Source organism: Streptococcus sp. SI1 (genome assembly GCF_030439945.1).
GTDB classification, from domain to species: Bacteria; Bacillota; Bacilli; order Lactobacillales; family Streptococcaceae; genus Streptococcus; species Streptococcus intermedius.
This window is the reverse complement of sequence record NZ_JAQFJE010000004.1, coordinates 1-24,581: the sequence shown is the minus strand read 5'-3', so window position 1 is coordinate 24,581 and position 24,581 is coordinate 1. Positions and strand designations below refer to the sequence as shown.

37 protein-coding genes and 2 pseudogenes are annotated in these 24,581 nt (G+C 40.0%); 35 read left to right on the top strand and 4 right to left on the bottom strand.

Translation table 11 applies throughout. The features are described 5' to 3' along the window. Position 1 precedes the first annotated feature (1 nt). A complete protein-coding gene (locus PCY10_RS06065) occupies positions 2-769 on the top strand; it encodes a Cof-type HAD-IIB family hydrolase (RefSeq protein WP_021003293.1) in 768 nt (255 codons plus the stop codon). Positions 770-836: 67 nt separating this feature from the next. On the opposite strand, the pseudogene PCY10_RS06060 reads toward PCY10_RS06065, so the two are convergent. After that, positions 837-1,316, bottom strand: a pseudogene (locus PCY10_RS06060) (YcxB family protein). Positions 1,317-1,394: 78 nt separating this feature from the next. Beyond that, entirely contained in the window at positions 1,395-1,937 is a 543-nt protein-coding gene (locus PCY10_RS06055) for a histidine phosphatase family protein (RefSeq protein WP_003077284.1), read from the bottom strand. A gap of 100 nt (positions 1,938-2,037) precedes the next feature. Here PCY10_RS06055 and polA point away from each other — a divergent pair, with 100 nt between their 5' ends. From polA to PCY10_RS06040, 3 genes are all read left to right on the top strand, one after another. Then, positions 2,038-4,683: a DNA polymerase I gene (gene polA, locus PCY10_RS06050; RefSeq protein WP_021003292.1), complete on the top strand. Its 2,646-nt coding sequence runs from the start codon at positions 2,038-2,040 to the stop codon at positions 4,681-4,683. 165 nt (positions 4,684-4,848) lie between these two features. Further along, on the top strand, positions 4,849-5,286 hold the full coding sequence (locus PCY10_RS06045; protein WP_020999219.1) for a CoA-binding protein: 438 nt from the start codon (positions 4,849-4,851) through the stop codon (positions 5,284-5,286). Beyond that, positions 5,287-5,781, top strand: coding sequence for a kinase (locus PCY10_RS06040; protein WP_009569587.1), 495 nt, complete (start codon positions 5,287-5,289; stop codon positions 5,779-5,781). 257 nt (positions 5,782-6,038) lie between these two features. On the opposite strand, the gene PCY10_RS06035 is transcribed toward PCY10_RS06040, so the two are convergent. Next, complete coding sequence (locus PCY10_RS06035; protein WP_020999218.1) at positions 6,039-6,884, bottom strand: DUF975 family protein; 846 nt, start codon at positions 6,882-6,884, stop codon at positions 6,039-6,041. A gap of 185 nt (positions 6,885-7,069) precedes the next feature. On the opposite strand from PCY10_RS06035, the gene tgt reads away from it, so the two are divergent. From tgt to rplQ, 31 genes are all read left to right on the top strand, one after another. Beyond that, positions 7,070-8,212, top strand: a complete 1,143-nt coding sequence (gene tgt, locus PCY10_RS06030) for a tRNA guanosine(34) transglycosylase Tgt (RefSeq protein WP_003077263.1) — start codon at positions 7,070-7,072, stop codon at positions 8,210-8,212. A gap of 25 nt (positions 8,213-8,237) precedes the next feature. Then, entirely contained in the window at positions 8,238-8,882 is a 645-nt protein-coding gene (locus tag PCY10_RS06025) for a uridine kinase (RefSeq protein ID WP_041787603.1), read from the top strand. A 305-nt stretch (positions 8,883-9,187) separates the two neighbouring features. Further along, positions 9,188-9,496: a 30S ribosomal protein S10 gene (gene rpsJ, locus PCY10_RS06020; protein WP_002894478.1), complete on the top strand. Its 309-nt coding sequence runs from the start codon at positions 9,188-9,190 to the stop codon at positions 9,494-9,496. A gap of 84 nt (positions 9,497-9,580) precedes the next feature. Continuing rightward, entirely contained in the window at positions 9,581-10,207 is a 627-nt protein-coding gene (gene rplC / locus PCY10_RS06015; RefSeq protein ID WP_003029484.1) for a 50S ribosomal protein L3, read from the top strand. Positions 10,208-10,231: 24 nt separating this feature from the next. Next, positions 10,232-10,855, top strand: a complete 624-nt coding sequence (gene rplD / locus PCY10_RS06010) for a 50S ribosomal protein L4 (RefSeq protein ID WP_003029483.1) — start codon at positions 10,232-10,234, stop codon at positions 10,853-10,855. After that, on the top strand, positions 10,855-11,151 hold the full coding sequence (locus tag PCY10_RS06005; protein ID WP_003075202.1) for a 50S ribosomal protein L23: 297 nt from the start codon (positions 10,855-10,857) through the stop codon (positions 11,149-11,151). The genes rplD and PCY10_RS06005 overlap by 1 nt, the downstream gene beginning before the upstream one ends. Before the next feature lie 17 nt (positions 11,152-11,168). Beyond that, on the top strand, positions 11,169-12,002 hold the full coding sequence (gene rplB, locus PCY10_RS06000; RefSeq protein ID WP_009569582.1) for a 50S ribosomal protein L2: 834 nt from the start codon (positions 11,169-11,171) through the stop codon (positions 12,000-12,002). A 101-nt stretch (positions 12,003-12,103) separates the two neighbouring features. Beyond that, on the top strand, positions 12,104-12,382 hold the full coding sequence (gene rpsS, locus PCY10_RS05995; RefSeq protein WP_000533765.1) for a 30S ribosomal protein S19: 279 nt from the start codon (positions 12,104-12,106) through the stop codon (positions 12,380-12,382). A gap of 14 nt (positions 12,383-12,396) precedes the next feature. Next, entirely contained in the window at positions 12,397-12,741 is a 345-nt protein-coding gene (gene rplV, locus PCY10_RS05990; protein ID WP_003075198.1) for a 50S ribosomal protein L22, read from the top strand. 12 nt (positions 12,742-12,753) lie between these two features. Next, the gene (gene rpsC, locus PCY10_RS05985) at positions 12,754-13,407 is read left to right on the top strand and encodes a 30S ribosomal protein S3 (RefSeq protein ID WP_003075195.1); all 654 of its coding nucleotides are present in this window, start codon (positions 12,754-12,756) and stop codon (positions 13,405-13,407) included. Between the two features lie 3 nt (positions 13,408-13,410). Further along, positions 13,411-13,824 (top strand): 50S ribosomal protein L16, encoded by a 414-nt coding sequence (gene rplP, locus PCY10_RS05980; RefSeq protein WP_003075193.1) that lies wholly within the window; start codon positions 13,411-13,413, stop codon positions 13,822-13,824. Between the two features lie 9 nt (positions 13,825-13,833). Then, positions 13,834-14,040: a 50S ribosomal protein L29 gene (gene rpmC, locus PCY10_RS05975; protein WP_003075190.1), complete on the top strand. Its 207-nt coding sequence runs from the start codon at positions 13,834-13,836 to the stop codon at positions 14,038-14,040. A gap of 23 nt (positions 14,041-14,063) precedes the next feature. After that, the gene (rpsQ, locus tag PCY10_RS05970) at positions 14,064-14,324 is read left to right on the top strand and encodes a 30S ribosomal protein S17 (protein ID WP_000440801.1); all 261 of its coding nucleotides are present in this window, start codon (positions 14,064-14,066) and stop codon (positions 14,322-14,324) included. Positions 14,325-14,349: 25 nt separating this feature from the next. After that, the gene (rplN, locus tag PCY10_RS05965) at positions 14,350-14,718 is read left to right on the top strand and encodes a 50S ribosomal protein L14 (RefSeq protein WP_003075188.1); all 369 of its coding nucleotides are present in this window, start codon (positions 14,350-14,352) and stop codon (positions 14,716-14,718) included. A gap of 76 nt (positions 14,719-14,794) precedes the next feature. Beyond that, positions 14,795-15,100: a 50S ribosomal protein L24 gene (rplX, locus tag PCY10_RS05960; RefSeq protein WP_003026539.1), complete on the top strand. Its 306-nt coding sequence runs from the start codon at positions 14,795-14,797 to the stop codon at positions 15,098-15,100. A 23-nt stretch (positions 15,101-15,123) separates the two neighbouring features. Beyond that, entirely contained in the window at positions 15,124-15,666 is a 543-nt protein-coding gene (gene rplE / locus PCY10_RS05955; RefSeq protein WP_003075186.1) for a 50S ribosomal protein L5, read from the top strand. A 17-nt stretch (positions 15,667-15,683) separates the two neighbouring features. Then, positions 15,684-15,869, top strand: a complete 186-nt coding sequence (locus tag PCY10_RS05950; protein ID WP_001085697.1) for a type Z 30S ribosomal protein S14 — start codon at positions 15,684-15,686, stop codon at positions 15,867-15,869. A 284-nt stretch (positions 15,870-16,153) separates the two neighbouring features. Next, complete coding sequence (rpsH, locus tag PCY10_RS05945; RefSeq protein ID WP_003075184.1) at positions 16,154-16,552, top strand: 30S ribosomal protein S8; 399 nt, start codon at positions 16,154-16,156, stop codon at positions 16,550-16,552. Between the two features lie 195 nt (positions 16,553-16,747). Further along, positions 16,748-17,284, top strand: a complete 537-nt coding sequence (rplF, locus tag PCY10_RS05940) for a 50S ribosomal protein L6 (protein ID WP_003075182.1) — start codon at positions 16,748-16,750, stop codon at positions 17,282-17,284. Positions 17,285-17,365: 81 nt separating this feature from the next. Continuing rightward, positions 17,366-17,722 carry a 50S ribosomal protein L18 gene (rplR, locus tag PCY10_RS05935; protein WP_003040651.1) on the top strand — a complete coding sequence of 119 codons (357 nt, stop codon included), beginning with the start codon at positions 17,366-17,368 and terminating at the stop codon, positions 17,720-17,722. An 18-nt stretch (positions 17,723-17,740) separates the two neighbouring features. Further along, positions 17,741-18,235 carry a 30S ribosomal protein S5 gene (gene rpsE / locus PCY10_RS05930; RefSeq protein ID WP_003075180.1) on the top strand — a complete coding sequence of 165 codons (495 nt, stop codon included), beginning with the start codon at positions 17,741-17,743 and terminating at the stop codon, positions 18,233-18,235. 13 nt (positions 18,236-18,248) lie between these two features. Then, on the top strand, positions 18,249-18,431 hold the full coding sequence (gene rpmD / locus PCY10_RS05925; protein WP_002894509.1) for a 50S ribosomal protein L30: 183 nt from the start codon (positions 18,249-18,251) through the stop codon (positions 18,429-18,431). 159 nt (positions 18,432-18,590) lie between these two features. Continuing rightward, positions 18,591-19,031 carry a 50S ribosomal protein L15 gene (gene rplO / locus PCY10_RS05920; protein ID WP_003075177.1) on the top strand — a complete coding sequence of 147 codons (441 nt, stop codon included), beginning with the start codon at positions 18,591-18,593 and terminating at the stop codon, positions 19,029-19,031. A gap of 12 nt (positions 19,032-19,043) precedes the next feature. Then, entirely contained in the window at positions 19,044-20,351 is a 1,308-nt protein-coding gene (gene secY / locus PCY10_RS05915; protein ID WP_003075174.1) for a preprotein translocase subunit SecY, read from the top strand. Positions 20,352-20,555: 204 nt separating this feature from the next. Then, entirely contained in the window at positions 20,556-21,194 is a 639-nt protein-coding gene (locus PCY10_RS05910; protein WP_003075167.1) for an adenylate kinase, read from the top strand. Between the two features lie 116 nt (positions 21,195-21,310). After that, entirely contained in the window at positions 21,311-21,529 is a 219-nt protein-coding gene (infA, locus tag PCY10_RS05905) for a translation initiation factor IF-1 (RefSeq protein ID WP_001029883.1), read from the top strand. Positions 21,530-21,553: 24 nt separating this feature from the next. Then, positions 21,554-21,670, top strand: a complete 117-nt coding sequence (gene rpmJ, locus PCY10_RS05900; protein ID WP_001808836.1) for a 50S ribosomal protein L36 — start codon at positions 21,554-21,556, stop codon at positions 21,668-21,670. 15 nt (positions 21,671-21,685) lie between these two features. Then, positions 21,686-22,051: a 30S ribosomal protein S13 gene (rpsM, locus tag PCY10_RS05895; protein ID WP_002262317.1), complete on the top strand. Its 366-nt coding sequence runs from the start codon at positions 21,686-21,688 to the stop codon at positions 22,049-22,051. A 19-nt stretch (positions 22,052-22,070) separates the two neighbouring features. Beyond that, entirely contained in the window at positions 22,071-22,454 is a 384-nt protein-coding gene (gene rpsK, locus PCY10_RS05890) for a 30S ribosomal protein S11 (protein WP_001118385.1), read from the top strand. A gap of 44 nt (positions 22,455-22,498) precedes the next feature. After that, on the top strand, positions 22,499-23,437 hold the full coding sequence (locus tag PCY10_RS05885) for a DNA-directed RNA polymerase subunit alpha (RefSeq protein ID WP_301558943.1): 939 nt from the start codon (positions 22,499-22,501) through the stop codon (positions 23,435-23,437). A gap of 11 nt (positions 23,438-23,448) precedes the next feature. Beyond that, positions 23,449-23,835 (top strand): 50S ribosomal protein L17, encoded by a 387-nt coding sequence (gene rplQ, locus PCY10_RS05880; protein WP_003075160.1) that lies wholly within the window; start codon positions 23,449-23,451, stop codon positions 23,833-23,835. A 218-nt stretch (positions 23,836-24,053) separates the two neighbouring features. Here rplQ and PCY10_RS05875 read toward each other — a convergent pair. Next, a pseudogene (locus tag PCY10_RS05875) lies at positions 24,054-24,182 on the bottom strand (ISL3 family transposase); the annotation flags it as partial. Between the last annotated feature and the right edge of the window lie 399 nt (positions 24,183-24,581).

Below are 24,581 nucleotides of genomic sequence, written 5' to 3'. Positions count from 1 at the left end.
CATGGCACATAAGATTTTATGTGTAACAGATTTAGACGGAACTTTTGTGAAAAATTCTGTTGATGTTAATTCAGTAGACTGGCAAGCTTATCAAAAGTTGACACGTTATAGTGACTTCGCTATTGCTACGGGTCGTTCTGTCAAGGAAATCAACTACATTACGCAACGTAATCAGCTTCATTTAAGCTATGCAATCGGCTTTAATGGCGCCATGATTGCTGAAAATGGGAATGTATTATTTTCTCAAACATTGGCGTCAGCAGATGTACAAGCCTTGTTAGACTACCTCAAAAAAGAAAAACTCGTTTTTGATGCACTTGATGGCGAGGAGAGAATTGGCAACTTTGACCATGAGGACAAGCGGCGTTTGTGGAATATGCCCATCCTTTGCTTAGAAAATCCTTATGATCTGGTTCGGCAACGTCAGATTTACAAGTTTAACATTCGTCCAGAAGCGGCGAAAACGTCTGTCTATGTAAAAGAATTAAAAGAACATTTTCCCCACTTAGAAGTCTATCAATCAGGGAGCACTCGCATAGAAGTGACTGCGAAAGATGTTTCAAAAGGTAGTGGTTTACAGCTTTTGAAAAAGCATTATCAACTAGTTGTGGCATTTGGCGACTCTGGAAATGACATTTCGATGTTTGAAAAATCCGATATTTCCTATTGTATGACACATGCCTCAGCCAATGTCCAAGCGGCTGCCACCTATGTCATTGATAGCTTTGCAGACGCAGTCAAGCATTTAGAACAATTGCTGAGTTTATAAGCTTCAAATTTAGAATAAAAAACAAAAGCAGACTAGAACTGATCTATTATCAGTCTAGCCTGCTTTTTTACATGTGTTCAATCTGCAGTTTTAGCAAGAAGTCAAGAGCCTCGGTAGTGCAGTTCTTTTTTTCAATAGGAAAGCCAGTACTCTCTCCAATCAAGATATAAAAATCTTTCTTTGTCGCAATAACCTTGACAATATCATCATAGGTATAGCGAAATTCACCACGTATGTTTCTTGTGATAAAAGCCTCTTTGTCAAATATTAGAGTGACCTCCATGTTCTGCCATAAAGGATTCTTGCGATAAGACCTCTTTATACGAAACTTTAAGGCCAAGAAAGCTATCGGTAATAAAACCAAAATTGTAAAGAGCATAATAAAAATGATATCTTGCTTCTCAGTCATCATAATCATGGGATATAGAAGAAGCCCTAGAATAACCATGATATAGATAATAAAACTTTTTCATCGTATGAGAATAGCCCAAGAAAATCTCTCATAAATTTCTTCAGTCAGAAGAGTTGTAATACGGATTGGGAACATCTTTTACCTCCTAGTTTTTATATCATAACATATAAGAGCGATAAGATTTAGCCGAGCCTTGCTAGGCGATACCATCTTTTATAGGAGGTGAGTGATTTTTTCGTCTTTATCTAAAACTAGCACATCTGGCATGCTTAGGCCACACCAGAAGTTATAATCAATGCTGGAGTCAAATGCGCTTAGTAAAATGCAGATAAGGTTACCATGAGAGCTAATGATAATCTCTTCGTTTTGGTGTTTGCTTTCCAGTTCATGAAGAAGAGCTAAGGCTCGCTGTTGAGCTTGTTGATTTGACTCGCCACCGACAAGTGAAAATGTCGGTTGTGACCAAAGTTGCATGAGGCATTGTTCAAAATCTTGGTCGGCAATTGCTTGACTGCTTAGCTTTCGCTCTATTAGCCGTTTGTCGGTTTGAATAGCGAGTTTTAGACTTTGAGCTAAAGGCTCAACCGTTTGGATGGCTCTTCGGTAAGGACTGGAATAAATGGCGGTAATGGGTTTGTCTGCTAAAAATTCAATCTGTGCCAAGGATTCTCGCCCTTTGTCTGATAATGGTCGATTGATTTCATCAGGTGTATAGTTAGAATGCGCATGACGGATAAAATAGTAGGTGTTGTGCATAAGATAATTATAGCAAAATTTAAATCTCAATTCATTTTCTACCTATTTTCCACACGGCCTTTTCTGGCTTTGTCCACCTTTTTCGTGTTATAATAAGCCTATGGAAAAAAAGAACAAGTTATTATTAATCGACGGCTCTTCTGTAGCTTATCGTGCTTTTTTTGCACTGTACAATCAAATTGATCGTTTCAAGAGTCCATCGGGCTTGCATACCAATGCTATTTACGGTTTCCACCTCATGCTCAATCATCTCTTGGAGCGCGTGCAGCCGACTCATATCTTGGTGGCATTTGATGCGGGGAAGACCACCTTTCGGACAGAGATGTACGCCGACTATAAGGCTGGTCGGGCCAAGACACCGGATGAATTTCGTGAGCAGTTGCCCTTTATCCGAGAAATGCTGCAGCACTTGGGCATTCACTATTATGATTTGGCTCAGTACGAGGCAGATGACATCATCGGGACTTTAGACAAGATGGCTGAAAAGACGGCTGTCCCTTACGATGTGACCATTGTCAGTGGTGATAAGGATCTGATTCAGCTAACGGATGATAATACTGTGGTGGAGATTTCCAAGAAAGGTGTGGCTGAGTTCGAAGAATTCACTCCAGCCTACCTGATGGAAAAGATGGGAATTAGTCCTGTTCAATTTATTGACCTCAAGGCTTTAATGGGTGATAAATCAGATAATATTCCCGGTGTGACTAAAATCGGAGAGAAAACGGGGCTCAAGCTTCTTTTAGAATATGGATCGCTGGAAGGTATTTATGATCATATTGACCAACTGAAACAGTCTAAGATGAAGGAAAATCTCATTAAGGATAAGGAAATAGCTTTCTTGTCTAGAAAGCTTGTCACTATTGACACTCAAGCACCCATTGAAATCGGTTTAGAAGATATTCTCTATCAAGGATCAGATATTAAACAACTAGGTAGATTCTATGATGAAATGGGCTTTAAACAATTTAAGCAAGCGCTAGAATCAGAAGTAGAGCCAGAAGAAATGGCTGATATTGCTTTTGAGGAAGTGATGGAAGTCCGACCAGAGATGCTTAGTGCAGACGATTTTTTCTATTTTGAGATGTTAGGGGACAACTACCATATAGACGAGATGGTTGGGTTTGCTTGGGGAAATGCCCAGAAGATTTATGTTAGTCAAGATGTTCGTCTTTTGCAGCAACCAATTTTCAAAGAATTTTTAGAAAATACAGCCTTGAAGGTTTACGATTTGAAGCGCTCTAAAGTCTTACTCAGTCGCTTAGGAATTGAACTTTCACAACTGGCGTTTGACAGTCGTTTAGCTAAGTATCTTCTTTCAACTGTTGACAACAATGAAATTGCAACGATTGCTAGCCTTTATGGCAAGACCAAACTTGATGAAGATGAGGTGATTTATGGAAAAGGAGCTAAGCGGGCACTGCCTGAAAAGCCTATTTTATTGAATCATTTAGCTAGAAAAGTCGCGGTTCTTGTTGAAACGGAACAACCTATGCTAGATTTGCTGCGTCAGCACGATCAGCTTAATCTCCTGTACGAAATGGAGCAACCTTTAGCACTTGTACTTGCTAAAATGGAGATTGCTGGTATTAAGGTAGAGCGAGAAACATTGCAAACGATGCAGGTTGAAAACGAGAGAGTTCTGACTCAGTTAACACAGGAAATCTATGATTTAGCAGGGGAAGAATTCAATATCAATTCGCCTAAACAATTGGGAGGTATTCTTTTTGAAAAATTAGGGCTGCCAACGTCTTTTACTAAAAAAACGAAAACGGGCTATTCTACTGCGGTAGATGTATTAGAACGTTTAGCGCCGATTGCACCGATTGTTGAAAAGATTTTGGAGTATCGACAAATTGCTAAAATTCAGTCAACTTATGTCATGGGGTTACAAGACTGGATTTTGGCAGACGGGAAGATTCATACTCGCTATCTTCAAGATTTGACCCAGACAGGAAGGCTATCTAGCGTGGATCCTAATTTGCAAAATATTCCAATTCGTTTGGAGCAAGGACGCTTAATTCGGAAAGCTTTTGTACCGGAGTGGAAGGATAGTGTTTTACTTAGTTCTGATTATTCGCAAATCGAGTTACGGGTTTTGGCGCATATTTCAGGCGACAAGCATTTAATTGAAGCATTCAGACATGGAGCTGATATTCATACTTCGACAGCTATGCGGGTTTTTGGTATTGAAAAGCCAGAAGATGTGACACCAAATGATCGTCGGAATGCTAAAGCTGTCAACTTTGGTGTCGTTTATGGGATTTCTGATTTTGGACTTGCCAACAATCTGGGGATTAGCCGTAAAGAAGCTAAATCTTATATTGATACTTATTTTGAACGCTATCCTAGAATTAAGAATTATATGGAAAATGTGGTACGAGAGGCTCGAGATAAAGGCTATGTAGAAACTCTCTTCCACCGTCGTCGGGAGATCCCAGATATTAATTCTCGTAACTTTAATGTTCGAGGATTTGCAGAAAGAACGGCTATCAATTCACCAATTCAAGGGTCAGCTGCAGATATTCTTAAGATTGCTATGATTCGGTTAGATCAAGCTCTGCGTGCTGGGCGATTTAAAAGTAGAATGTTGTTACAAGTCCACGATGAAATTGTGCTTGAAGTACCCGCGAATGAATTGACTGCTATCAAAACGCTGGTTAAAGAGATTATGGAATCTGCTATTGAACTCTCTGTTCCGTTGAAAGCGGACGAAAGTGCAGGTGAGACTTGGTATGAAGCCAAGTAAGCGCAAGACGTAAAGGCTGTAAACAAGGCGAGAACAGGAGAAAATTCGATGAAAGAGCGATGCTCCTAGAAGGGATTATCTATTTTCCCAGGCTTTAGCGCGTGTTTCGTTAAGGCACAAGTGCTGTAAAACTATCCAATTTTATTATGAAGTAGGAGGAACCTTATGACATATCATTTTCAAAATCCTAGTGATGCAATTGTGAAGCATTATCTGAAAAATAGTCAGGTGATTGCTGTTGTCGGCTTGTCTGATCGAGTAGAAACGGTCAGCAACCGCGTGTCCATGGAAATGCAGAAGCGGGGTTATCGTATTGTCCCAGTTAATCCGCGTGCAGCGGGCGGTCGAATTTTAGGTGAGACCGTCTATGCTAACCTCAAAGATATTCCGTTTTCAGTGGACATTGTCGATGTTTACCGTCGCAGCGAGTTTTTACCGGATGTGGCGCATGATTTTCTGGAAGCAGATGCCAAGATTTTCTGGGCTCAACTGGGTTTGGAAAATGAAGAAGCGGAGCAGATTCTGCGGGCAGCTGGTCGGGATGATATTATCATGAACCGCTGTATCAAGCAGGAACATACACGTCTGATTTTAGGAGAGTAAATGGCAACATTGGTGATTATCAGAGGTAATTCTGGTTCAGGAAAAACGAGTTTGGCAAAGAAATTGCAAGAATACTATGGCCGAAAGACGCTGCTCATTTCACAAGATATCGTTCGCCGTGATATGCTGAAAGAAAAGGTCAAGCCGGGCAATCTATCAATCTCTTTGACAGAAATGATCGCCCGCTATGGCTATGAGCGAGATTTGTTGGTTATCGTTGAAGGTTTTTATGAAACAGATATTTATGGGCAAATGCTAGAAAAATTGCATACTCTCTTTTATCCAAAAGTTCTATCTTACTATTATGATTTAACATTTGAAGAGACAGTTCGCCGTCACCAAACGAGGAACAAGAAAGCAGACTTTAGTCCAGCTGATATGAAACGTTGGTGGAAAGAATGTGATTTCTTGGGTTGGGAGAAAGCGATATTTACAGATCAGGTTTCGTTGGAAGATGCTTTTCAAAAAATTTCTAAAAATATCAATTTGTTATAAAAAATTAAGGTTGATTTAAGCTAACTTGGTTATACTATGTTTATCAAATGAAGACCTCCTAACTTTATTTGATAGAAATCCTAAACTTTTTCATAATAATCTCCCTAATAAAAGTCACCCATTGGTGGCTTTTTTCATGTAAAGTTTTCAATATAACACTTTAGCTGAATCATTTTACGAAAAATGGATACAACTCAAAAGACCTGAACAGTTCGTTCAAGTCTTTTGTTGGATTGCCAATTGTTTCACGCAAGAAATTAATAAAAAATTGGAGTCTGATCTTGTTCCTTTAGCACAGCTTCATAGAAAAGAGTTTGAGCTGTATAAACGTAGGGATAGACATAAATAGATGCAATCCCCAAAGTAATAGCGGTTAGCAAGTACCAGCCAATAAAAGTTAAATCAAGTACAAATCGCTTACCTTTATATCCTTTCATCATTTGGCGGCTTGTGCGAATAATTTTAAAGGCGCTCTCATAGCTCTGGTTTTCTAATGTGTCACAAAGAATAAATTCTACTTGCGAATAAGCATAATATTGAGGAAGTGCAATAATAATACCGATTACCATCAAAATAAAACCGATGAGAATATAAAGTAACAATGTCCCAACAGTTGTCTGAAGTGCAGTATTTTGTGAGAGAGCTTGAGAATTGGGTAGGAGTTTTATGACGTTAAAACTAGCTAGAATCATCATGCCGCTTCCAATCCAGACGAAAACATTCCACAGAAATAGTAATACGCGTTTGAGCAAAAGTGTTCTGAAAACAGGACCAATTACTTTACTATCAAAAGTCCGAACTGAATCTGTAAAATGTATCTCTTGTCGTTTTCCGCGAACGACTTCAAGTAAGGTCCAAAAAGCAGCTGTTAAAAAGAAAGATACAATAAAACTAATTATGATTGGGAAAAAGGAACGATTGATTCCATGGATAACTGTATTTCTGATGCCGTATTGTAAGATGTTATTAGACAAGTTATCTGAAGAATAATTGTAAATAACGGAAATAATTGCCGTTACAATCGGCACTAAAAAGAGGGAAGAGATTCCTTTTGTTTGCCGTTGGATATGACGAGCCTCTGATCGTAATTTACTTAAGTTCATATTTTCCTCCTATCTAGAGCATAGAACAACATTATATCATATTTTTTTAAGAGACAGAAAAGTTTTTTATTGCTTTATCTTTCTTCTTTTTTTTGATAAAATCATACAGGATGTTGTGAGCAAGTGAAATTCACACACTATAGAATGAAGATCTGGGACTGTTTTTCCCAGCATCGGAGGTAAAAATGTCAGATTCACCGATTCAGTATCGTTTGATTAAAAAAGAAAAGCACACAGGTGCTCGTTTGGGAGAGATTATCACGCCTCACGGGACCTTTCCAACGCCTATGTTTATGCCGGTTGGGACCCAGGCGACAGTCAAGACCCAGTCACCAGAAGAGCTCAAGCAAATGGGCTCTGGTATCATCTTGGCCAATACTTACCATCTCTGGCTGCGGCCGGGCGATGAGCTGATTGCTCGTGCGGGTGGGCTGCACAAGTTCATGAACTGGGATCAAGCTATTTTAACAGATAGCGGTGGTTTTCAGGTTTATTCTTTGGCAGATAGTCGGAATATTACAGAAGAGGGGGTGACTTTCAAAAATCACCTCAATGGTTCCAAGATGTTCTTGTCGCCAGAAAAGGCCATCTCCATCCAGAACAATCTAGGTAGTGATATCATGATGTCTTTTGATGAGTGCCCGCAGTTCTACCAACCTTATGACTATGTTAAGAAGTCCATCGAGCGGACTAGCCGTTGGGCAGAGCGTGGACTCAAGGCGCACCGCCGTCCCCAGGACCAAGGTCTCTTTGGGATTGTTCAGGGTGCTGGCTTTGAAGATTTGCGCCGCCAGTCTGCTCAAGACTTGGTCAGCATGGATTTCCCGGGCTACTCTATCGGAGGACTGGCTGTTGGCGAGTCTCACGAAGAGATGAATGCAGTGCTGGACTTCACAACGCCTATGCTGCCTGAAAACAAGCCTCGCTATCTCATGGGAGTTGGAGCGCCAGATAGCTTGATTGATGGTGTTATCCGTGGTGTCGATATGTTTGACTGCGTCCTGCCGACTCGGATTGCCCGAAACGGTACCTGTATGACCAGTGAAGGACGTCTGGTTGTTAAAAATGCCCAGTTTGAGGAAGATTTCACTCCGCTTGACCATGATTGTGATTGCTACACTTGCAGCAACTACACGCGGGCTTATATCCGCCACTTGCTCAAAGCGGACGAGACCTTCGGACTCCGCCTGACCAGTTATCACAACCTCTACTTTTTGCTAAATCTTATGAAGAAGGTCCGTCAAGCCATCATGGATGACAACCTGCTGGAATTCCGTGAGGACTTTATTGAGCGCTACGGCTACAATAAATCCAGCCGAAATTTCTAAGAAGCTCCATTTGAAAGGAGAAGTCATGTCTGATGAAGAAAGTTTGCTGGAAAGATTGACAGTTTATCTGTCAGACGACCAAAACCATACCCTGCGTATTTATGGTCATAGTGCTTCGGGGAAATCAACTTTTGCTCGAAAACTACAGCTAGCTTTGGGTGAAGAACGAGTCAATCTGCTGGAAACAGATCCTTATGTAATTGCTGGGGAGTATCGAGATTTGCTGAGTTCCAAAGATTTTCCTCATCAAAAAGTGACAGCCTGCCTTCCAGCTGTTCATGAGCTCGGGAGTCTAAAGCGAGATATTTGCGCCTTGCAGTCTGGTCTGGATATTCTGACCATTGGCACAGCTTGGTCGCCTAGCTTGCGCTTATCAGCCCAAAAGCCGATTTTAATAGTAGAAGGTATGTCGGCTGCCTTTTTGCCAAAAAATCTGTTTGATTTATCAATTTGTTTTTACACGGACGACGATACAGAGTTAGAGCGTCGCTTGGCTCGTGACACAGCTGTTCGCGGTCGCGATATGAATGGGGTTGCGGCTATGCACACCATCCGTCGGCCGCAATATGAACACTACTATAAAATATATCAGGATAAAGCGGATGTTCTTATCAGCCAGACTGGACAGGGTTTTAGAATAGATCAAATAAGCAATCGACTTGGGAAATAAATTCCAAGTTTTTTGTTGTTACCTAGGGCTAATAAAGTTTTCTATTTTCAATTTCTTATTTTTTACTGAGGTAACAAAAGATTAATAAGAAAAGGGAACGGTTTCAAATAAAAAAATCTCAAAAAATCCGCAAACCCCTTGCAATCAGTAAAGCTTTATGTTATTCTATTATGGTGCTGTGAAAAACAGTTTATAGCTTTGATGCAAGAGGTTGCGACACGCTCGGTTGCATTGCCACGTAATCGCCTGTCGGTTTTCTTGTGGAGCTAGCCTATTATCTTAAATAGACGAAAAAGGAGAAAAAGATGGCAAACAAAAAAATCCGCATCCGTTTGAAAGCTTACGAACATCGTACACTTGACACAGCGGCTGCAAAAATCGTAGAAACTGCTACTCGTACAGGTGCTGAAGTTGCGGGTCCAATCCCACTTCCAACTGAACGCAGCCTCTACACAATCATTCGTGCGACTCACAAATATAAAGACTCTCGCGAACAATTTGAAATGCGTACGCACAAACGTTTGATCGACATCATTAACCCAACTCAAAAAACAGTTGATGCTTTGATGAAATTGGATCTTCCAAGTGGTGTGAACGTAGAGATTAAACTTTAATCTAAAGTTTGATTTAAACTAGAGCATAAAAAACGCTCGTTAAAAACTTTTTGAAAAAAATTATAGAAAAGGAAACATTTTCTCATGACAAAAGGAATCTTAGGGAAAAAAGTGGGAATGACTCAAATCTTCACTGAAGCTGGCGAATTAATCCCTGTGACTGTTGTTGAAGCAGCTCCAAACGTTGTTCTTCAAGTTAAAACAGTTGAAACAGATGGTTACAACGCAGTTCAAGTTGGTTTTGACGATCTTCGTGACGTATTGAGCAACAAACCTGCTAAAGGACATGTAGCAAAAGCTAACACGGCTCCTAAGCGCTTCATTCGTGAATTCAAAAACATTGAAGGCTTAGAAGTTGGTGCAGAAATTACAGTTGACACTTTCGCAGCCGGCGATGTTGTTGATGTAACAGGAACTTCAAAAGGTAAAGGTTTCCAAGGGGTTATCAAACGCCACGGTCAATCTCGTGGGCCAATGGCTCATGGTTCTCGTTATCACCGTCGTCCGGGTTCAATGGGACCAGTTGCACCTAACCGTGTTTTCAAAAATAAACACTTGGCAGGTCGTATGGGGGGCAACCGTGTGACGATTCAAAACCTTGAGATCGCACAAGTTGTTCCAGAGAAAAACGTTATCCTTATTAAAGGGAACGTACCTGGTGCTAAGAAATCTCTTATCACGATCAAATCAGCAGTTAAAGCTGGTAAATAATAAGGAAAGGGGAAATCAGTCACAATGGCAAACGTAAAATTATTTGACCAAACTGGTAAAGAAGCCGGTGAAGTAGTTCTTAACGATGCAGTATTTGGTATTGAGCCAAATGAATCAGTTGTCTTTGATGTTGTTATTAGTCAACGTGCAAGTCTTCGTCAAGGAACTCATGCTGTCAAAAACCGCTCGGCAGTATCAGGTGGCGGACGCAAACCATGGCGCCAAAAGGGAACTGGCCGTGCACGCCAAGGTTCTATTCGCTCTCCTCAATGGCGTGGTGGTGGTACCGTATTTGGTCCAACTCCTCGTTCATACGCCTACAAACTTCCGCAAAAAGTTCGTAGATTGGCGCTTAAATCGGTTTATTCTGAAAAAGTCGCTGAAAATAAATTCGTAGCTGTAGACAGCCTTTCATTTACAGCTCCAAAAACTGCTGAGTTTGCGAAAGTACTTGCTGCGCTTAGCATTGATTCAAAAGTACTTGTGATTCTTGAAGAAGGAAATGAATTTGCTGCATTATCAGCTCGTAACCTTCCAAATGTGAAAGTTGCAACTGCAACAACTGCAAGTGTTCTTGACATCGTAAATAGCGACAAACTTCTTGTTACTAAAGAAGCTATCTCTACAATCGAGGAGGTTCTTGCATAATGAATTTGTATGACGTAATCAAAAAGCCTATCATTACAGAAAGCTCAATGGCTCTTCTTGAAGAAGGTAAATACGTATTTGAGGTGGACACTCGTGCTCATAAGCTTCTTATCAAACAAGCAGTTGAAGCTGCTTTTGATGGAGTAAAGGTTGCAAACGTGAACACAATCAATGTAAAACCAAAAGCAAAACGTGTAGGGCGTTATACTGGTTTTACAAATAAAACGAAAAAAGCTATTATCACTCTTACAGCTGATTCTAAAGCAATCGAGTTGTTTGGTGCTGAAGCAGAATAATCTAAGGAGGAAATATCGTGGGAATCAGAGTTTATAAACCAACTACAAATGGTCGCCGTAATATGACTTCTTTGGATTTTGCCGAAATCACAACGAGCACTCCAGAAAAAACTTTGCTTGTTTCTTTGAACAACAAAGCCGGTCGTAACAACAACGGTCGTATCACTGTTCGTCACCAAGGCGGAGGACACAAACGCCACTATCGTTTGATTGACTTCAAACGCAATAAAGATGGTGTTGAAGCAGTCGTTAAAACAATTGAATACGATCCAAATCGTTCAGCGAATATCGCTCTTGTACATTACACTGATGGTGTGAAAGCTTATATCATCGCTCCTAAGGGCCTTGAAGTTGGCCAACGCATCGTTTCTGGACCAGAAGCAGATATCAAGGTCGGAAACGCTCTTCCACTCGCTAATATCCCAGTCGGTACATTGATTCATAATATTGAATTGAAACCAGGTCATGGCGGTGAATTAGTACGTGCTGCTGGAGCTTCTGCTCAAGTGTTGGGACAAGAAGGGAAATACGTTCTTGTTCGTCTTCAATCTGGTGAAGTTCGTATGATTCTTGGCACTTGCCGTGCCACGGTTGGTGTTGTCGGAAACGAACAACACGGCTTGGTTAATCTTGGTAAAGCAGGACGTAGCCGCTGGAAAGGCATTCGCCCAACAGTTCGCGGTTCTGTAATGAACCCTAACGATCACCCGCACGGTGGTGGTGAAGGTAAAGCACCAGTTGGTCGTAAAGCGCCATCTACTCCATGGGGCAAACCTGCTCTTGGACTTAAAACTCGTAACAAAAAAGCGAAAACTGACAAACTTATTGTTCGTCGTCGCAATGAGAAATAATTTTAAATTAGTTTTTAGAACTAGAAAATCCGCCAGCTCGGTAGCATGATATTAGTAGTGCAAGCCGCTGTGGTATAACATTTAAAGGAGAAAACAATAAAATGGGACGCAGTCTTAAAAAAGGACCTTTCGTCGATGAGCATTTGATGAAAAAAGTTGAAGCTCAAGCTAACGACGAAAAGAAAAAAGTCATTAAAACTTGGTCACGCCGTTCAACGATTTTTCCAAGTTTTATCGGGTATACAATCGCAGTTTATGACGGACGTAAACATGTTCCTGTTTACATCCAAGAAGACATGGTAGGTCACAAACTTGGTGAATTTGCACCAACTCGTACTTACAAAGGTCATGCAGCTGACGACAAGAAAACACGTAGATAAGAGAGGAGAAGGACATGGCAGAAATTACTTCAGCTAAAGCAATGGCTCGTACAGTGCGCGTTTCCCCTCGCAAATCTCGTCTGGTTTTGGACAATATCCGTGGGAAAAACGTTGCTGACGCAATCGCAATCTTGAAATTCACTCCAAACAAAGCTGCTGGCGTTATTGAAAAAGTACTCAATTCAGCAATTGCTAACGCAGAAAACAACTTTGGTTTGGAAAAAGCAAACTTGGTAGTATCTGAAGCTTACGCAAATGAAGGACCAACTATGAAACGTTTTCGTCCACGTGCGAAAGGTTCAGCTTCACCAATCAACAAACGCACTAGCCACATTACAGTGGTTGTTGCAGAAAAATAAGGAGGTAAAATCGTGGGTCAAAAAGTACATCCAATAGGTATGCGTGTCGGTATCATCCGTGACTGGGATGCCAAATGGTATGCTGAAAAAGAATACGCGGATTACCTTCATGAAGATTTAGCAATCCGTAAATTCATTCAAAAAGAATTGGCTGACGCAGCTGTTTCAACTATCGAAATTGAGCGCGCAGTAAATAAAGTTAATGTTTCACTTCATACTGCTAAACCAGGTATGGTTATCGGTAAAGGTGGTTCAAACGTTGATGCACTTCGCGCAAAACTTAACAAATTGACTGGTAAACAAGTTCACATCAACATTATCGAAATCAAATCACCAGATTTAGATGCTCATCTTGTTGGTGAAGGTATTGCTCGCCAGTTAGAGCAACGTGTTGCTTTCCGTCGTGCTCAAAAACAAGCTATCCAACGCACTATGCGTGCAGGTGCTAAGGGAATCAAAACTCAAGTATCAGGACGTTTGAACGGTGCAGATATTGCTCGTAGCGAAGGATACTCAGAAGGAACTGTTCCGCTTCACACTCTTCGTGCAGATATCGATTACGCTTGGGAAGAAGCAGATACTACTTACGGTAAACTGGGTGTTAAAGTCTGGATTTATCGTGGAGAAGTTCTTCCGGCTCGTAAAAACACTAAAGGAGGTAAATAACCAATGTTAGTACCTAAACGTGTTAAACACCGTCGCGAATTCCGTGGAAAAATGCGCGGTGAAGCTAAAGGCGGAAAAGAAGTAGCATTTGGAGAATACGGTCTTCAAGCAACTACTAGTCACTGGATCACTAACCGCCAAATCGAAGCTGCCCGTATCGCTATGACGCGTTACATGAAACGTGGTGGTAAAGTTTGGATTAAAATTTTCCCTCATAAGTCATACACTGCTAAGGCTATTGGTGTGCGTATGGGATCTGGTAAAGGTGCACCAGAAGGTTGGGTTGCACCAGTTAAACGTGGAAAAATCATGTTTGAAATTGCTGGTGTTCCAGAGGAAGTCGCTCGTGAAGCACTTCGTCTTGCAAGCCACAAACTACCAGTTAAAACAAAATTCGTAAAACGTGAAGCAGAATAAGGAGAAAGCATGAAACTTAATGAAGTAAAAGAATTTGTTAAAGAACTTCGTGGTCTTTCTCAAGAAGAACTCGCGAAGCGTGAAAATGAATTGAAGAAAGAATTGTTTGAACTTCGTTTCCAAGCTGCAGCAGGTCAGTTAGAACAAAGTGCACGCTTGAAAGAAGTAAAAAAACAAATCGCTCGTATCAAAACTGTTCAATCAGAAGTTAAATAATAGACTAGGGAAGGAGAATTTCAATGGAACGCAATAATCGTAAAGTTCTTGTCGGACGTGTTGTTTCTGACAAAATGGACAAAACCATCACAGTTGTAGTTGAAACTAAACGTAACCACCCAGTCTATGGTAAACGTATTAACTACTCTAAGAAGTACAAAGCACATGACGAAAACAACGTTGCCAAAGAAGGCGATATTGTTCGGATTATGGAAACTCGTCCGCTTTCAGCTACAAAACGCTTCCGTCTTGTAGAAGTGGTAGAAGAAGCTGTCATTATCTAATCTTACCTGAAAGGAGAAAACTTAAATGATTCAAACAGAAACTCGTTTGAAAGTTGCTGACAACAGTGGTGCTCGCGAAATTTTGACAATCAAGGTTCTTGGTGGTTCAAAACGCAAATTCGCTAGCATTGGTGATGTCATCGTCGCATCTGTAAAACAAGCTACTCCTGGTGGTACGGTTAAAAAAGGTGACGTTGTAAAAGCGGTTGTCGTTCGTACTAAATCAGGTGCTCGTCGTAAAGATGGTTCATACATTAAATTCGACGAAAATGCAGCAGTGATTATCCGTGATGATAAAACTCCTCGCGGAACCCGTATCTTTGGCCCAGTTGCACGTGAATTGCGTGAAGGTGGCTTTATGAAGATTGTGTCACTTGCTCCAGAGGTACTTTAATAAAGAACAAACTAAGTCCCCTGTCTTTGGCTAGATAGGGTGCCCATCAGGGCGTAAGAAATCAAAGGAGAAACCAATGTTTGTAAAAACTGGCGATAAAGTTCGCGTGATTGCTGGCAAGGACAAAGGCGTTGAAGCCAAGGTTGTTGCCGCACTTCCAAAAGTGAATAAAGTGGTTGTTGAAGGTGTAAACATCATCAAGAAACACCAAAAACCTAATAATGAGAACCCTCAAGGTGCTATTGTAGAAAAAGAAGCGCCTATCCATGTATCAAATGTCCAAGTCTTGGATAAAAATGGTGTTGCAGGACGTGTTGGCTACAAGTTTGTAGATGGCAAAAAAGTTCGTTACAATAAAAAATCAGGCGAAGTGCTTGACTAATCACGAAGGAAAGGAGAAGTATAATGGCAAATCGTTTAAAAGAAAAATATCTTAATGAAGTAGTACCTGCTTTGACTGAAAAGTTCAACTACTCATCTGTTATGGCTGTGCCGAAAGTGGATAAAATCGTTTTGAACATGGGTGTCGGTGACGCTGTGTCAAATGCTAAAAACCTTGAAAAAGCTGCTGAAGAATTGGCTCTTATCTCAGGTCAAAAACCACTTATCACTAAAGCTAAAAAATCAATCGCCGGCTTCCGTCTTCGTGAAGGTGTAGCGATTGGTGCAAAAGTTACTCTTCGTGGTGAACGTATGTACGAATTCTTGGATAAATTGGTTTCAGTTTCACTTCCACGTGTACGTGACTTCCATGGTGTTCCAACAAAATCTTTTGATGGACGCGGGAACTACACACTTGGTGTGAAAGAACAATTGATTTTCCCAGAAATCAACTTTGATGACGTTGATAAGACTCGTGGTCTTGATATTGTTATCGTAACAACTGCTAACACTGATGAAGAGTCACGTGAATTGCTTACAGGCCTTGGAATGCCTTTTGCAAAATAATATAGGAGGTAAAACAAATGGCTAAAAAATCAATGATTGCTAAGAACAAACGCCCAGCTAAGTTCTCTACGCAAGCTTATACTCGTTGTGAAAAATGTGGCCGTCCACATTCCGTTTACCGCAAGTTTAAACTTTGCCGTGTTTGCTTCCGTGAATTAGCATACAAGGGACAAATCCCTGGCGTTACCAAAGCATCTTGGTAATTTAAGATATCAAGGGCGTCAAAACTCCAAGTGAAAATAGAAAACTTGACGAAGAAACTGAAGTTTCTAGGAAAGTTTATCTTTTTCACACAGAGTTTAGCCCGGGTTCAGTTGGGCTTGCCAATTTGAACACGAGCTACAGCTTTGGCAAAAAAGACCAATTTTCTTTGGAGCATCGCTCCTGCATCAAATTGCCTATTTTTGCTCTTGCTGTTACGCTCTTTGTATCATGTATTAACTAGCAAGTGCAACTTGCAAACTACTAGTAAGAGGAGAAAATTTAAATGGTTATGACTGATCCAATTGCAGACTTTTTAACACGTATTCGTAATGCGAATCAAGCAAAACACGAAGTACTTGAAGTACCTGCATCAAATATCAAAAAAGGGATTGCTGAAATTCTTAAACGCGAAGGTTTTGTAAAAAATGTTGAGTACATTGAAGATGACAAACAAGGGGTCATTCGTGTATTCCTTAAATACGGTCAAAATGGTGAAAAAGTTATTACTGGTTTGAAACGTATTTCAACACCAGGACTTCGTGTTTACAAAAAACGTGAAGATCTTCCAAAAGTCTTGAACGGTCTTGGGATTGCTATTATCTCAACGTCTGAAGGTTTGTTGACGGACAAGGAAGCGCGTCAAAAGAATGTAGGTGGAGAAGTAATCGCCTACGTTTGGTAAAATCAAGATACAGAGCTCGTAAAGAACAAAGCAAAATTAGGAAGTTGGGGCAGTTTGTTTGCGAACAAACCAACTTATCTATTTTGCACAGTTCTTAGAGCGTGTTCAATTTAGCTATTGAACTCAATAAGTATCTTTTAACCCCGTGAAAACTAGTCGCTCTGCGGCTTGATAATCTAACAGGAGAAAAATAACATGTCACGTATTGGTAATAAAGTTATTCCATTGCCTGCTGGTGTCGAATTGACAAACAAAGACAATGTTGTAACTGTAAAAGGACCTAAAGGAGAACTCACTCGTACGTTCTCTAAAGATATCGATATTCGAGTGGAAGGAACTGAAGTAACTCTTCACCGTCCAAACGATACAAAAGAAATGAAAACAATCCACGGAACAACTCGTGCCCTTTTGAACAACATGGTTCATGGTGTCTCAGAAGGTTTCAAGAAAGAACTTGAAATGCGTGGGGTTGGTTACCGTGCTCAACTTCAAGGAAAAAAACTTGTGCTTTCAGTTGGTAAATCTCATCCAGATGAAGTAGAAGCTCCTGAAGGTATTGCTTTTGAACTTCCAAATCCAACAACTATTGTTGTGAGTGGAATTTCAAAAGAAGTAGTAGGACAAACTGCTGCTTATATTCGTAGCTTGCGTTCTCCTGAACCATACAAAGGAAAAGGGATCCGCTACGTTGGTGAATTCGTTCGCCGTAAAGAAGGTAAAACTGGTAAATAATGTTATATGGTTGTTCTTCAACCAAAATATTGATTTCCAACTTTGTGCTTAGGCATACAATAAAATTAAGAGGTGAAAATTGTGATTTCGAAACCAGATAAAAACAAAGTCCGCCAAAAACGACACCGTCGTGTTCGCGGAAAACTCTCTGGAACTGCTGATCGCCCACGTTTGAACGTTTTCCGTTCTAATACAGGCATCTACGCTCAAGTAATTGATGACGTAGCGGGTGTAACGCTCGCAAGCGCTTCAACTCTTGACAAAGAAGTTTCAAAAGGAACTAAGACTGAACAAGCCGTTGTTGTTGGTAAACTCGTTGCTGAACGTGCAGTTGCTAAAGGTATTTCTGAAGTGGTGTTTGACCGCGGTGGATATCTCTATCACGGACGTGTAAAAGCTTTGGCTGATGCAGCTCGTGAAAACGGATTGAAATTCTAATAGGGAGGACACTAGAAAATGGCATTTAAAGACAATGCAGTTGAACTTGAAGAACGCGTAGTTGCGATTAACCGTGTTACTAAAGTTGTTAAAGGTGGACGTCGTCTTCGTTTTGCAGCTCTTGTAGTTGTCGGTGACCGCAATGGTCGTGTAGGCTTCGGTACTGGTAAAGCTCAAGAAGTACCAGAAGCAATTCGCAAGGCAGTTGAAGATGCGAAGAAAAACTTGATTGAGGTACCAATGATTGGTACAACTATTCCTCACGAAGTTCTTTCAGAATTCGGTGGAGCTAAAGTATTGTTGAAACCAGCTGTAGAAGGTTCTGGGGTTGCTGCTGGCGGTGCTGTTCGTGCCGTTATCGAATTGGCAGGTGTGGCAGATGTAACATCTAAATCACTTGGTTCTAATACTCCAATCAACATTGTTCGTGCAACTGTTGAAGGTTTGAAACAATTAAAACGCGCTGAAGAAGTTGCTGCTCTTCGTGGTATTTCAGTTTCTGACTTGGCATAAGAAAGGGGATCACATGGCTCAAATTAAAATTACTTTGACTAAGTCTCCAATCGGGCGTATTCCGTCACAACGCAAAACTGTTGTAGCACTCGGACTTGGCAAATTGAACAGCTCAGTTATTAAAGAAGATAACCCTGCAGTACGCGGAATGATTACTGCAGTATCACATTTGGTAACTGTTGAAGAAGTGAAATAAGTAATAATTTTGCTATCAAAACTTTAAATTGAAATAAATTAGGGGATGAGACACTTTTCTCAGCCCCTAAAACTAAATATATGTATAGGCGAGTTTATACTGAGGACACCTTTTCCTCAGTATAAGCGCTAGCATTTTACAAAAGAGGAGAAAATAATAATGAAACTTCATGAATTACAACCTGCTACAGGTTCTCGTAAAGTTCGCAACCGTGTTGGTCGCGGAACTTCATCTGGTAATGGTAAAACTTCTGGTCGTGGTCAAAAAGGCCAAAAAGCTCGTAGTGGTGGTAAAGTTCGTCTTGGTTTTGAGGGCGGACAAACACCATTGTTCCGTCGCATGCCAAAACGTGGTTTCTTAAACATCAATCGTAAAGAATATGCAATTGTCAATCTTGATCAATTGAATGTTTTTGAAGATGGAACAGAAGTAACTCCAGTTGTTCTTGTTGAAGCAGGAATTGTAAAAGCTGAAAAATCTGGTGTTAAGATTCTTGGTAATGGTGAATTAACGAAGAAATTGACTGTTAAAGCAGCTAAATTTTCTAAATCAGCCGAAGAAGCTATCACTGCTAAAGGTGGTTCAGCGGAAGTCATCTAAGTGGGGTGACCTATGTTTTTTAAACTATTAAAAGATGCATTAAAAATTAAACAAGTTCGTTCTAAAATTCTATTTACAATTTTCATTGTATTAGTATTTAGAATTGGAACGACGATTACTGTTCCGGGTGTTAATGCCAAAAGCTTGCAAGCGCTTAATGGGCTTTCCTTCCTAAATATGCTCAGTCTTGTATCAGGTAATGCTTTGCGGAATTTTTCAGTTTTTGCATTGGGAGTTAGTCCTTACATTACCGCTTCCATCGTTGTTCAATTGCTACAAATGGATATTTTACCTAAATTTGTAGAATGGGGAAAACAAGGCGAGGTTGGACGAAGAAAGTTAAATCAAGCAACGCGCTATATTTCCTTAGTTTTGGCATTTGTTCAATCTATTGGTATTACAGCAGGTTTCCATACCTTATCGAGTGCAAAATTAGTAGCAACACCTAACTGGCAAACGTATTTGCTAATTGGCTTTCTTTTAACAACGGGTTCTATGATTGTGACCTGGTTAGGGGAGCAAATTACAGATAAAGGGTATGGTAATGGTGTTTCTATGATTATCTTTGCAGGTATCGTAGCAGCAATCCCAGGAATGATTAAAAGTATATATGTAGACTACTTTGTTAATATACCGAGCAGTCGTATTACTTCATCTATCATTTTTGTTACTATTCTGATTATAGCCGTTTTACTTATTGTTTACTTTACAACATTCGTTCAACAGGCAGAATATAAAATTCCAATTCAGTATACAAAAATTGCTCAAGGGGCGCCTTCTAGTTCATATCTTCCTTTAAAAGTCAATCCGGCTGGTGTTATTCCGGTTATCTTTGCAAGTTCAATCACAGCCGCACCTGCAGCTATCTTCCAATTCTTGACAGCTACAGGCCACAACGCACAGTGGGTTCGAGTGGCACAGTCCTTGTTTGCAACCACAACGGCAAGTGGAATTGCGATGTATGCGCTCTTGATTATTTTGTTTACATTTTTCTATACATTTGTACAAATCAATCCAGAGAAAACAGCAGAAAATTTGCAAAAGAGTGGTGCTTATATCCATGGCGTACGTCCTGGTAAAGGTACAGAGGAATACATGTCCAAGTTGCTTCGTCGCTTGGCAACAGTTGGTTCACTTTTCTTAGGCTTTATTTCGATTTTACCGATTTTGGCCAAGGATTTGTTTGGATTGACAGATGCTGTTGCTTTGGGTGGTACTAGTTTGTTGATTATTATTGCGACTGGTATTGAAGGAATGAAACAACTTGAAGGTTATCTTCTAAAGAGAAAATATACTGGCTTTATGAATACAACAGAATAGAAATAAAGTAAAGATAGATAGTTTATACTTGAAAAGCAATTTGCGTTAAGTAACGAACGCAATAGTTGATGGTGAAAATGAATTTTTGTTTTTTATCATAAATTGACTATGTTGCGGGGTGGGAGAGCAAATCGAAAATCATAGATTTTCTGAAGCCTGTCCCACTCTTTCTATTTTGTTTAAAAACAAAAAAGGAGAAGGATTATGAATCTTTTGATTATGGGCTTGCCAGGTGCAGGCAAGGGAACACAAGCGGCCAAAATCGTTGAGGAATTTGGTATTGCGCATATCTCAACAGGGGATATGTTCCGTGCAGCTATGGCTAACCAAACTGAAATGGGTGTACTTGCTAAATCATATATTGATAAAGGCGAATTGGTACCTGATGAAGTGACCAATGGAATTGTTAAAGAACGATTAGCACAAGCTGATATCAAGGAAAAAGGCTTTTTGTTAGATGGGTACCCACGGACTATTGAGCAAGCTCATGCGTTAGATGAGATTTTGACTGACCTTGATCTTGTTTTGGATGGTGTTATCAATATTGATGTAGATCCGAATAGTCTACTAGAGCGCTTGAGTGGACGGATTATTCATAAAAAAACGGGGGAAACTTTCCATAAAGTATTTAATCCACCGGCAGATTATAATGAAGAAGATTATTACCAACGTGAAGATGATAAACCAGAGACTGTGAAACGTCGCTTGGATGTTAATATCGCTCAAGGAGCACCAATTATTGAACATTATCGTTCTCAAAATTTGGTTTATGATATTCGAGGGAATCAAGAGATTGGTGACGTATTCAAAGACATTGAAAAAGTCTTGATGAATTTGAAATAAAAGCGTTTTTCGAGCTTGCAATATTTGACAAGTAGTGATACAATAAGTTAGTCTGACTTATAATTGTTACCTCTGTATTCAGAGGGACAAATCGAAATTTAGGGGGGTGCTTTTGCGTGGCAAAAGACGATGTGATTGAAGTTGAAGGCAAAGTAGTCGATACAATGCCGAATGCAATGTTTACGGTTGAACTTGAAAATGGACATCAGATTTTAGCAACAGTTTCTGGTAAAATTCGTAAAAACTATATTCGTATTTTAGCGGGAGACCGTGTTACTGTCGAGATGAGTCCGTATGATTTGACACGTGGACGGATCACCTACCGCTTTAAATAATCGAAATACTTGGAGGGATAAGAAATGAAAGTAAGACCATCGGTCAAACCAATTTGCGAATATTGTAAAGTTATTCGTCGTAATGGTCGTGTTATGGTGATTTGCCCCGCAAATCCAAAGCACAAACAACGTCAAGGATAATAGAAAGGAGAAAAAATGGCTCGTATTGCTGGAGTTGATATTCCAAATGACAAACGTGTAGTTGTTTCACTCACTTATGTATACGGCATCGGTCTTCCAACATCTAAGAAAATTTTAGCAGCTGCTGGAGTTTCAGAAGATATCCGTGTCAAAGATTTGACATCTGATCAGGAAGATGCAATCCGTCGTGAAGTGGATGCAATCAAAGTGGAAGGTGATCTTCGCCGTGAAGTAAACTTAAACATCAAACGTTTAATGGAAATTGGTTCATATCGCGGAATCCGTCATCGTCGTGGACTTCCTGTTCGTGGACAAAACACTAAGAACAATGCTCGCACTCGTAAAGGGAAAGCTGTTGCGATTGCTGGCAAGAAAAAATAATATAAGGAGGTAAAAAGTCTTGGCTAAACCAACACGTAAACGTCGTGTGAAGAAAAATATCGAATCTGGTATTGCTCATATTCACGCTACATTTAACAACACTATTGTTATGATTACTGATGTGCATGGTAACGCAATTGCTTGGTCATCTGCTGGTGCTCTTGGATTTAAAGGTTCTCGTAAATCTACACCATTTGCTGCCCAAATGGCATCTGAAGCTGCCGCAAAATCTGCACAAGAACACGGTCTTAAATCAGTTGAAGTTACTGTTAAAGGTCCAGGCTCTGGTCGTGAGTCAGCTATTCGTGCTCTTGCTGCCGCTGGTCTTGAAGTAACAGCTATTCGTGATGTGACTCCTGTACCACACAATGGTGCTCGTCCTCCAAAACGTCGCCGTGTATAATCATAAACCTTTACACTGCTTTTCGTTTAAGAGGGAGTAACTAAATGATTGAGTTTGAAAAACCAAATATAACAAAAATTGATGAAAATAAAGATTACGGCATATTTGTAGTAGAGCCACTAGAACGTGGTTATGGTACAACGCTGGGGAACTCACTTCGTCGTGTACTTCTTGCATCTCTACCAGGTGCGGCAGTAACGTCTATCAATATTGAAGGTGTATTGCACGAATTTGATACAGTTCCAGGTGTCCGTGAAGATGTGATGCAAATCATTCTAAATATTAAAGGAATTGCTGTAAAATCTTACGTCGAAGGCGAAAAGACAATTGAACTGGATGTTGAAGGCCCTGCAGAAGTTACTGCTGGCGATATTTTAACAGATAGTGATATTGAAATTGTAAACCCTAATCATTATCTTTTTACAATCGGTGAAGGAGCTAGCTTAAAAGCTGTCATGACTGTAAACACAGGTCGTGGTTATGTGCCGGCCGATGAAAATAAAAAAGATGATGCCCCAGTAGGAACGCTTGCGGTAGATTCAATCTATACGCCAGTGAAAAAAGTTAATTACCAAGTTGAACCAGCTCGCGTTGGTAGCAATGATAATTTCGACAAATTAACTCTTGAAATTATGACGGACGGAACGATTATTCCTGAAGATGCTTTGGGGCTTTCTGCACGTATTTTAACAGAACATCTAGATTTGTTCACTAATTTGACTGAAATGGCCAAATCTGCTGATGTAATGAAAGAAACAGAGAAAGTTTCAGATGATCGTGTATTGGATCGTACAATTGAAGAATTAGATTTGTCAGTTCGTTCATACAATTGTTTGAAACGAGCCGGTATCAATACAGTATTTGATTTGACAGAAAAAACTGAGCCTGAAATGATGAAAGTAAGAAACTTAGGACGTAAGAGTCTTGAAGAAGTAAAAGTAAAACTTGCAGATCTCGGTCTTGGATTAAAAAACGATAAATAAAGGAGGAAAACATGGCTTACCGTAAACTAGGACGCACTAGCTCACAACGTAAAGCAATGCTTCGCGATTTGACCACTGACTTGATTATCAATGAAGCAATTGTTACAACAGAAGCTCGTGCTAAGGAAATCCGAAAAACAGTTGAAAAAATGATTACTTTGGGTAAACGTGGTGATTTGCACGCTCGTCGTCAAGCAGCTGCTTTTGTACGTAATGAAATTGCATCAGAAAACTATGATGAAGAAACAGAAAAGTATACTTCAACTACTGCTCTTCAAAAATTATTTTCTGATTTAGCTCCGCGTTATGCAGAACGTAATGGTGGATATACTCGTATTCTTAAAACTGAACCACGGCGTGGAGATGCAGCACCAATGGCAATCATTGAATTAGTGTAATTTTTATCAATTTTGTTGAGTGTTATGATGATGGAGTAATATTACTCTTAGTCTAGCTCTGGTCTACCGCTAGGATTTTTCCTAGCGGAAACACTCATCTTATGATAATAAACGTAGACGCTTGTTTACGAAATTGCTTTTCGCATAAAAGCAATTTCGTAAGCAGGCGTTTTTTGTGAACTGTAATGGATGATGAGAAGCTCGAAAAAGGGCCATATTGTGTTTTCCTTTTTAATGTTTAGCGTGATGAAAACATACTTCTTAAAATTTAAAAGGTTTTGAAAGCTAAAACCCTGACGTTTGATGTCTTTGCTAAGCATTGTTTTGACTTCTAGTTTAGCGTTAGAAGTAAGGAAGTTCATGGCATTAGTAATATGGTTTTGATAACTTTGCTAATATTTTTAGATTCTCTGGAAAATTTGAAGAAGCTTCGTATCATTGTTTGTATTTAGTTATTGAGGATTATACTGATTTTTTGAGTTTCATAATCCTGAACAATAAAAGTTAGCTTGGCTTTCTGATAAGAGAATATCAGTACAATAGGCTACTTTTGTTTAAACTGAATGTGGTTGAGTTTACGATAACAGTAGACGTTGAAGAGTCTAAGAGTTAGAAGCGATGCCAGGTTTTTTTAGTAAGAACTGAGAAATCTTTTTTCTGAGCAGTTCTGAGATTGGGCAGTTTTTCTTAATGACATTGGTCTCGGAGATAGTTGCTTTATGACAAATGACAAGTTTTACACCGAC

What these genes read in the sequence shown, in the direction of transcription:
- PCY10_RS06065 (WP_021003293.1), top strand. Translation starts at nt 2, where the DNA reads ATGGCACATAAGATTTTATGTGTAACAGATTTAGACGGAACTTTTGTG.
- PCY10_RS06055 (WP_003077284.1), bottom strand. Translation starts at nt 1,937, where the DNA reads ATGCACAACACCTACTATTTTATCCGTCATGCGCATTCTAACTATACA.
- polA (WP_021003292.1), top strand. Translation starts at nt 2,038, where the DNA reads ATGGAAAAAAAGAACAAGTTATTATTAATCGACGGCTCTTCTGTAGCT.
- PCY10_RS06045 (WP_020999219.1), top strand. Translation starts at nt 4,849, where the DNA reads ATGACATATCATTTTCAAAATCCTAGTGATGCAATTGTGAAGCATTAT.
- PCY10_RS06040 (WP_009569587.1), top strand. Translation starts at nt 5,287, where the DNA reads ATGGCAACATTGGTGATTATCAGAGGTAATTCTGGTTCAGGAAAAACG.
- PCY10_RS06035 (WP_020999218.1), bottom strand. Translation starts at nt 6,884, where the DNA reads ATGAACTTAAGTAAATTACGATCAGAGGCTCGTCATATCCAACGGCAA.
- tgt (WP_003077263.1), top strand. Translation starts at nt 7,070, where the DNA reads ATGTCAGATTCACCGATTCAGTATCGTTTGATTAAAAAAGAAAAGCAC.
- PCY10_RS06025 (WP_041787603.1), top strand. Translation starts at nt 8,238, where the DNA reads ATGTCTGATGAAGAAAGTTTGCTGGAAAGATTGACAGTTTATCTGTCA.
- rpsJ (WP_002894478.1), top strand. Translation starts at nt 9,188, where the DNA reads ATGGCAAACAAAAAAATCCGCATCCGTTTGAAAGCTTACGAACATCGT.
- rplC (WP_003029484.1), top strand. Translation starts at nt 9,581, where the DNA reads ATGACAAAAGGAATCTTAGGGAAAAAAGTGGGAATGACTCAAATCTTC.
- rplD (WP_003029483.1), top strand. Translation starts at nt 10,232, where the DNA reads ATGGCAAACGTAAAATTATTTGACCAAACTGGTAAAGAAGCCGGTGAA.
- PCY10_RS06005 (WP_003075202.1), top strand. Translation starts at nt 10,855, where the DNA reads ATGAATTTGTATGACGTAATCAAAAAGCCTATCATTACAGAAAGCTCA.
- rpsS (WP_000533765.1), top strand. Translation starts at nt 12,104, where the DNA reads ATGGGACGCAGTCTTAAAAAAGGACCTTTCGTCGATGAGCATTTGATG.
- rplV (WP_003075198.1), top strand. Translation starts at nt 12,397, where the DNA reads ATGGCAGAAATTACTTCAGCTAAAGCAATGGCTCGTACAGTGCGCGTT.
- rplP (WP_003075193.1), top strand. Translation starts at nt 13,411, where the DNA reads ATGTTAGTACCTAAACGTGTTAAACACCGTCGCGAATTCCGTGGAAAA.
- rpmC (WP_003075190.1), top strand. Translation starts at nt 13,834, where the DNA reads ATGAAACTTAATGAAGTAAAAGAATTTGTTAAAGAACTTCGTGGTCTT.
- rpsQ (WP_000440801.1), top strand. Translation starts at nt 14,064, where the DNA reads ATGGAACGCAATAATCGTAAAGTTCTTGTCGGACGTGTTGTTTCTGAC.
- rplN (WP_003075188.1), top strand. Translation starts at nt 14,350, where the DNA reads ATGATTCAAACAGAAACTCGTTTGAAAGTTGCTGACAACAGTGGTGCT.
- rplX (WP_003026539.1), top strand. Translation starts at nt 14,795, where the DNA reads ATGTTTGTAAAAACTGGCGATAAAGTTCGCGTGATTGCTGGCAAGGAC.
- rplE (WP_003075186.1), top strand. Translation starts at nt 15,124, where the DNA reads ATGGCAAATCGTTTAAAAGAAAAATATCTTAATGAAGTAGTACCTGCT.
- PCY10_RS05950 (WP_001085697.1), top strand. Translation starts at nt 15,684, where the DNA reads ATGGCTAAAAAATCAATGATTGCTAAGAACAAACGCCCAGCTAAGTTC.
- rpsH (WP_003075184.1), top strand. Translation starts at nt 16,154, where the DNA reads ATGGTTATGACTGATCCAATTGCAGACTTTTTAACACGTATTCGTAAT.
- rplF (WP_003075182.1), top strand. Translation starts at nt 16,748, where the DNA reads ATGTCACGTATTGGTAATAAAGTTATTCCATTGCCTGCTGGTGTCGAA.
- rpsE (WP_003075180.1), top strand. Translation starts at nt 17,741, where the DNA reads ATGGCATTTAAAGACAATGCAGTTGAACTTGAAGAACGCGTAGTTGCG.
- rpmD (WP_002894509.1), top strand. Translation starts at nt 18,249, where the DNA reads ATGGCTCAAATTAAAATTACTTTGACTAAGTCTCCAATCGGGCGTATT.
- rplO (WP_003075177.1), top strand. Translation starts at nt 18,591, where the DNA reads ATGAAACTTCATGAATTACAACCTGCTACAGGTTCTCGTAAAGTTCGC.
- secY (WP_003075174.1), top strand. Translation starts at nt 19,044, where the DNA reads ATGTTTTTTAAACTATTAAAAGATGCATTAAAAATTAAACAAGTTCGT.
- PCY10_RS05910 (WP_003075167.1), top strand. Translation starts at nt 20,556, where the DNA reads ATGAATCTTTTGATTATGGGCTTGCCAGGTGCAGGCAAGGGAACACAA.
- rpmJ (WP_001808836.1), top strand. Translation starts at nt 21,554, where the DNA reads ATGAAAGTAAGACCATCGGTCAAACCAATTTGCGAATATTGTAAAGTT.
- rpsM (WP_002262317.1), top strand. Translation starts at nt 21,686, where the DNA reads ATGGCTCGTATTGCTGGAGTTGATATTCCAAATGACAAACGTGTAGTT.
- PCY10_RS05885 (WP_301558943.1), top strand. Translation starts at nt 22,499, where the DNA reads ATGATTGAGTTTGAAAAACCAAATATAACAAAAATTGATGAAAATAAA.
- rplQ (WP_003075160.1), top strand. Translation starts at nt 23,449, where the DNA reads ATGGCTTACCGTAAACTAGGACGCACTAGCTCACAACGTAAAGCAATG.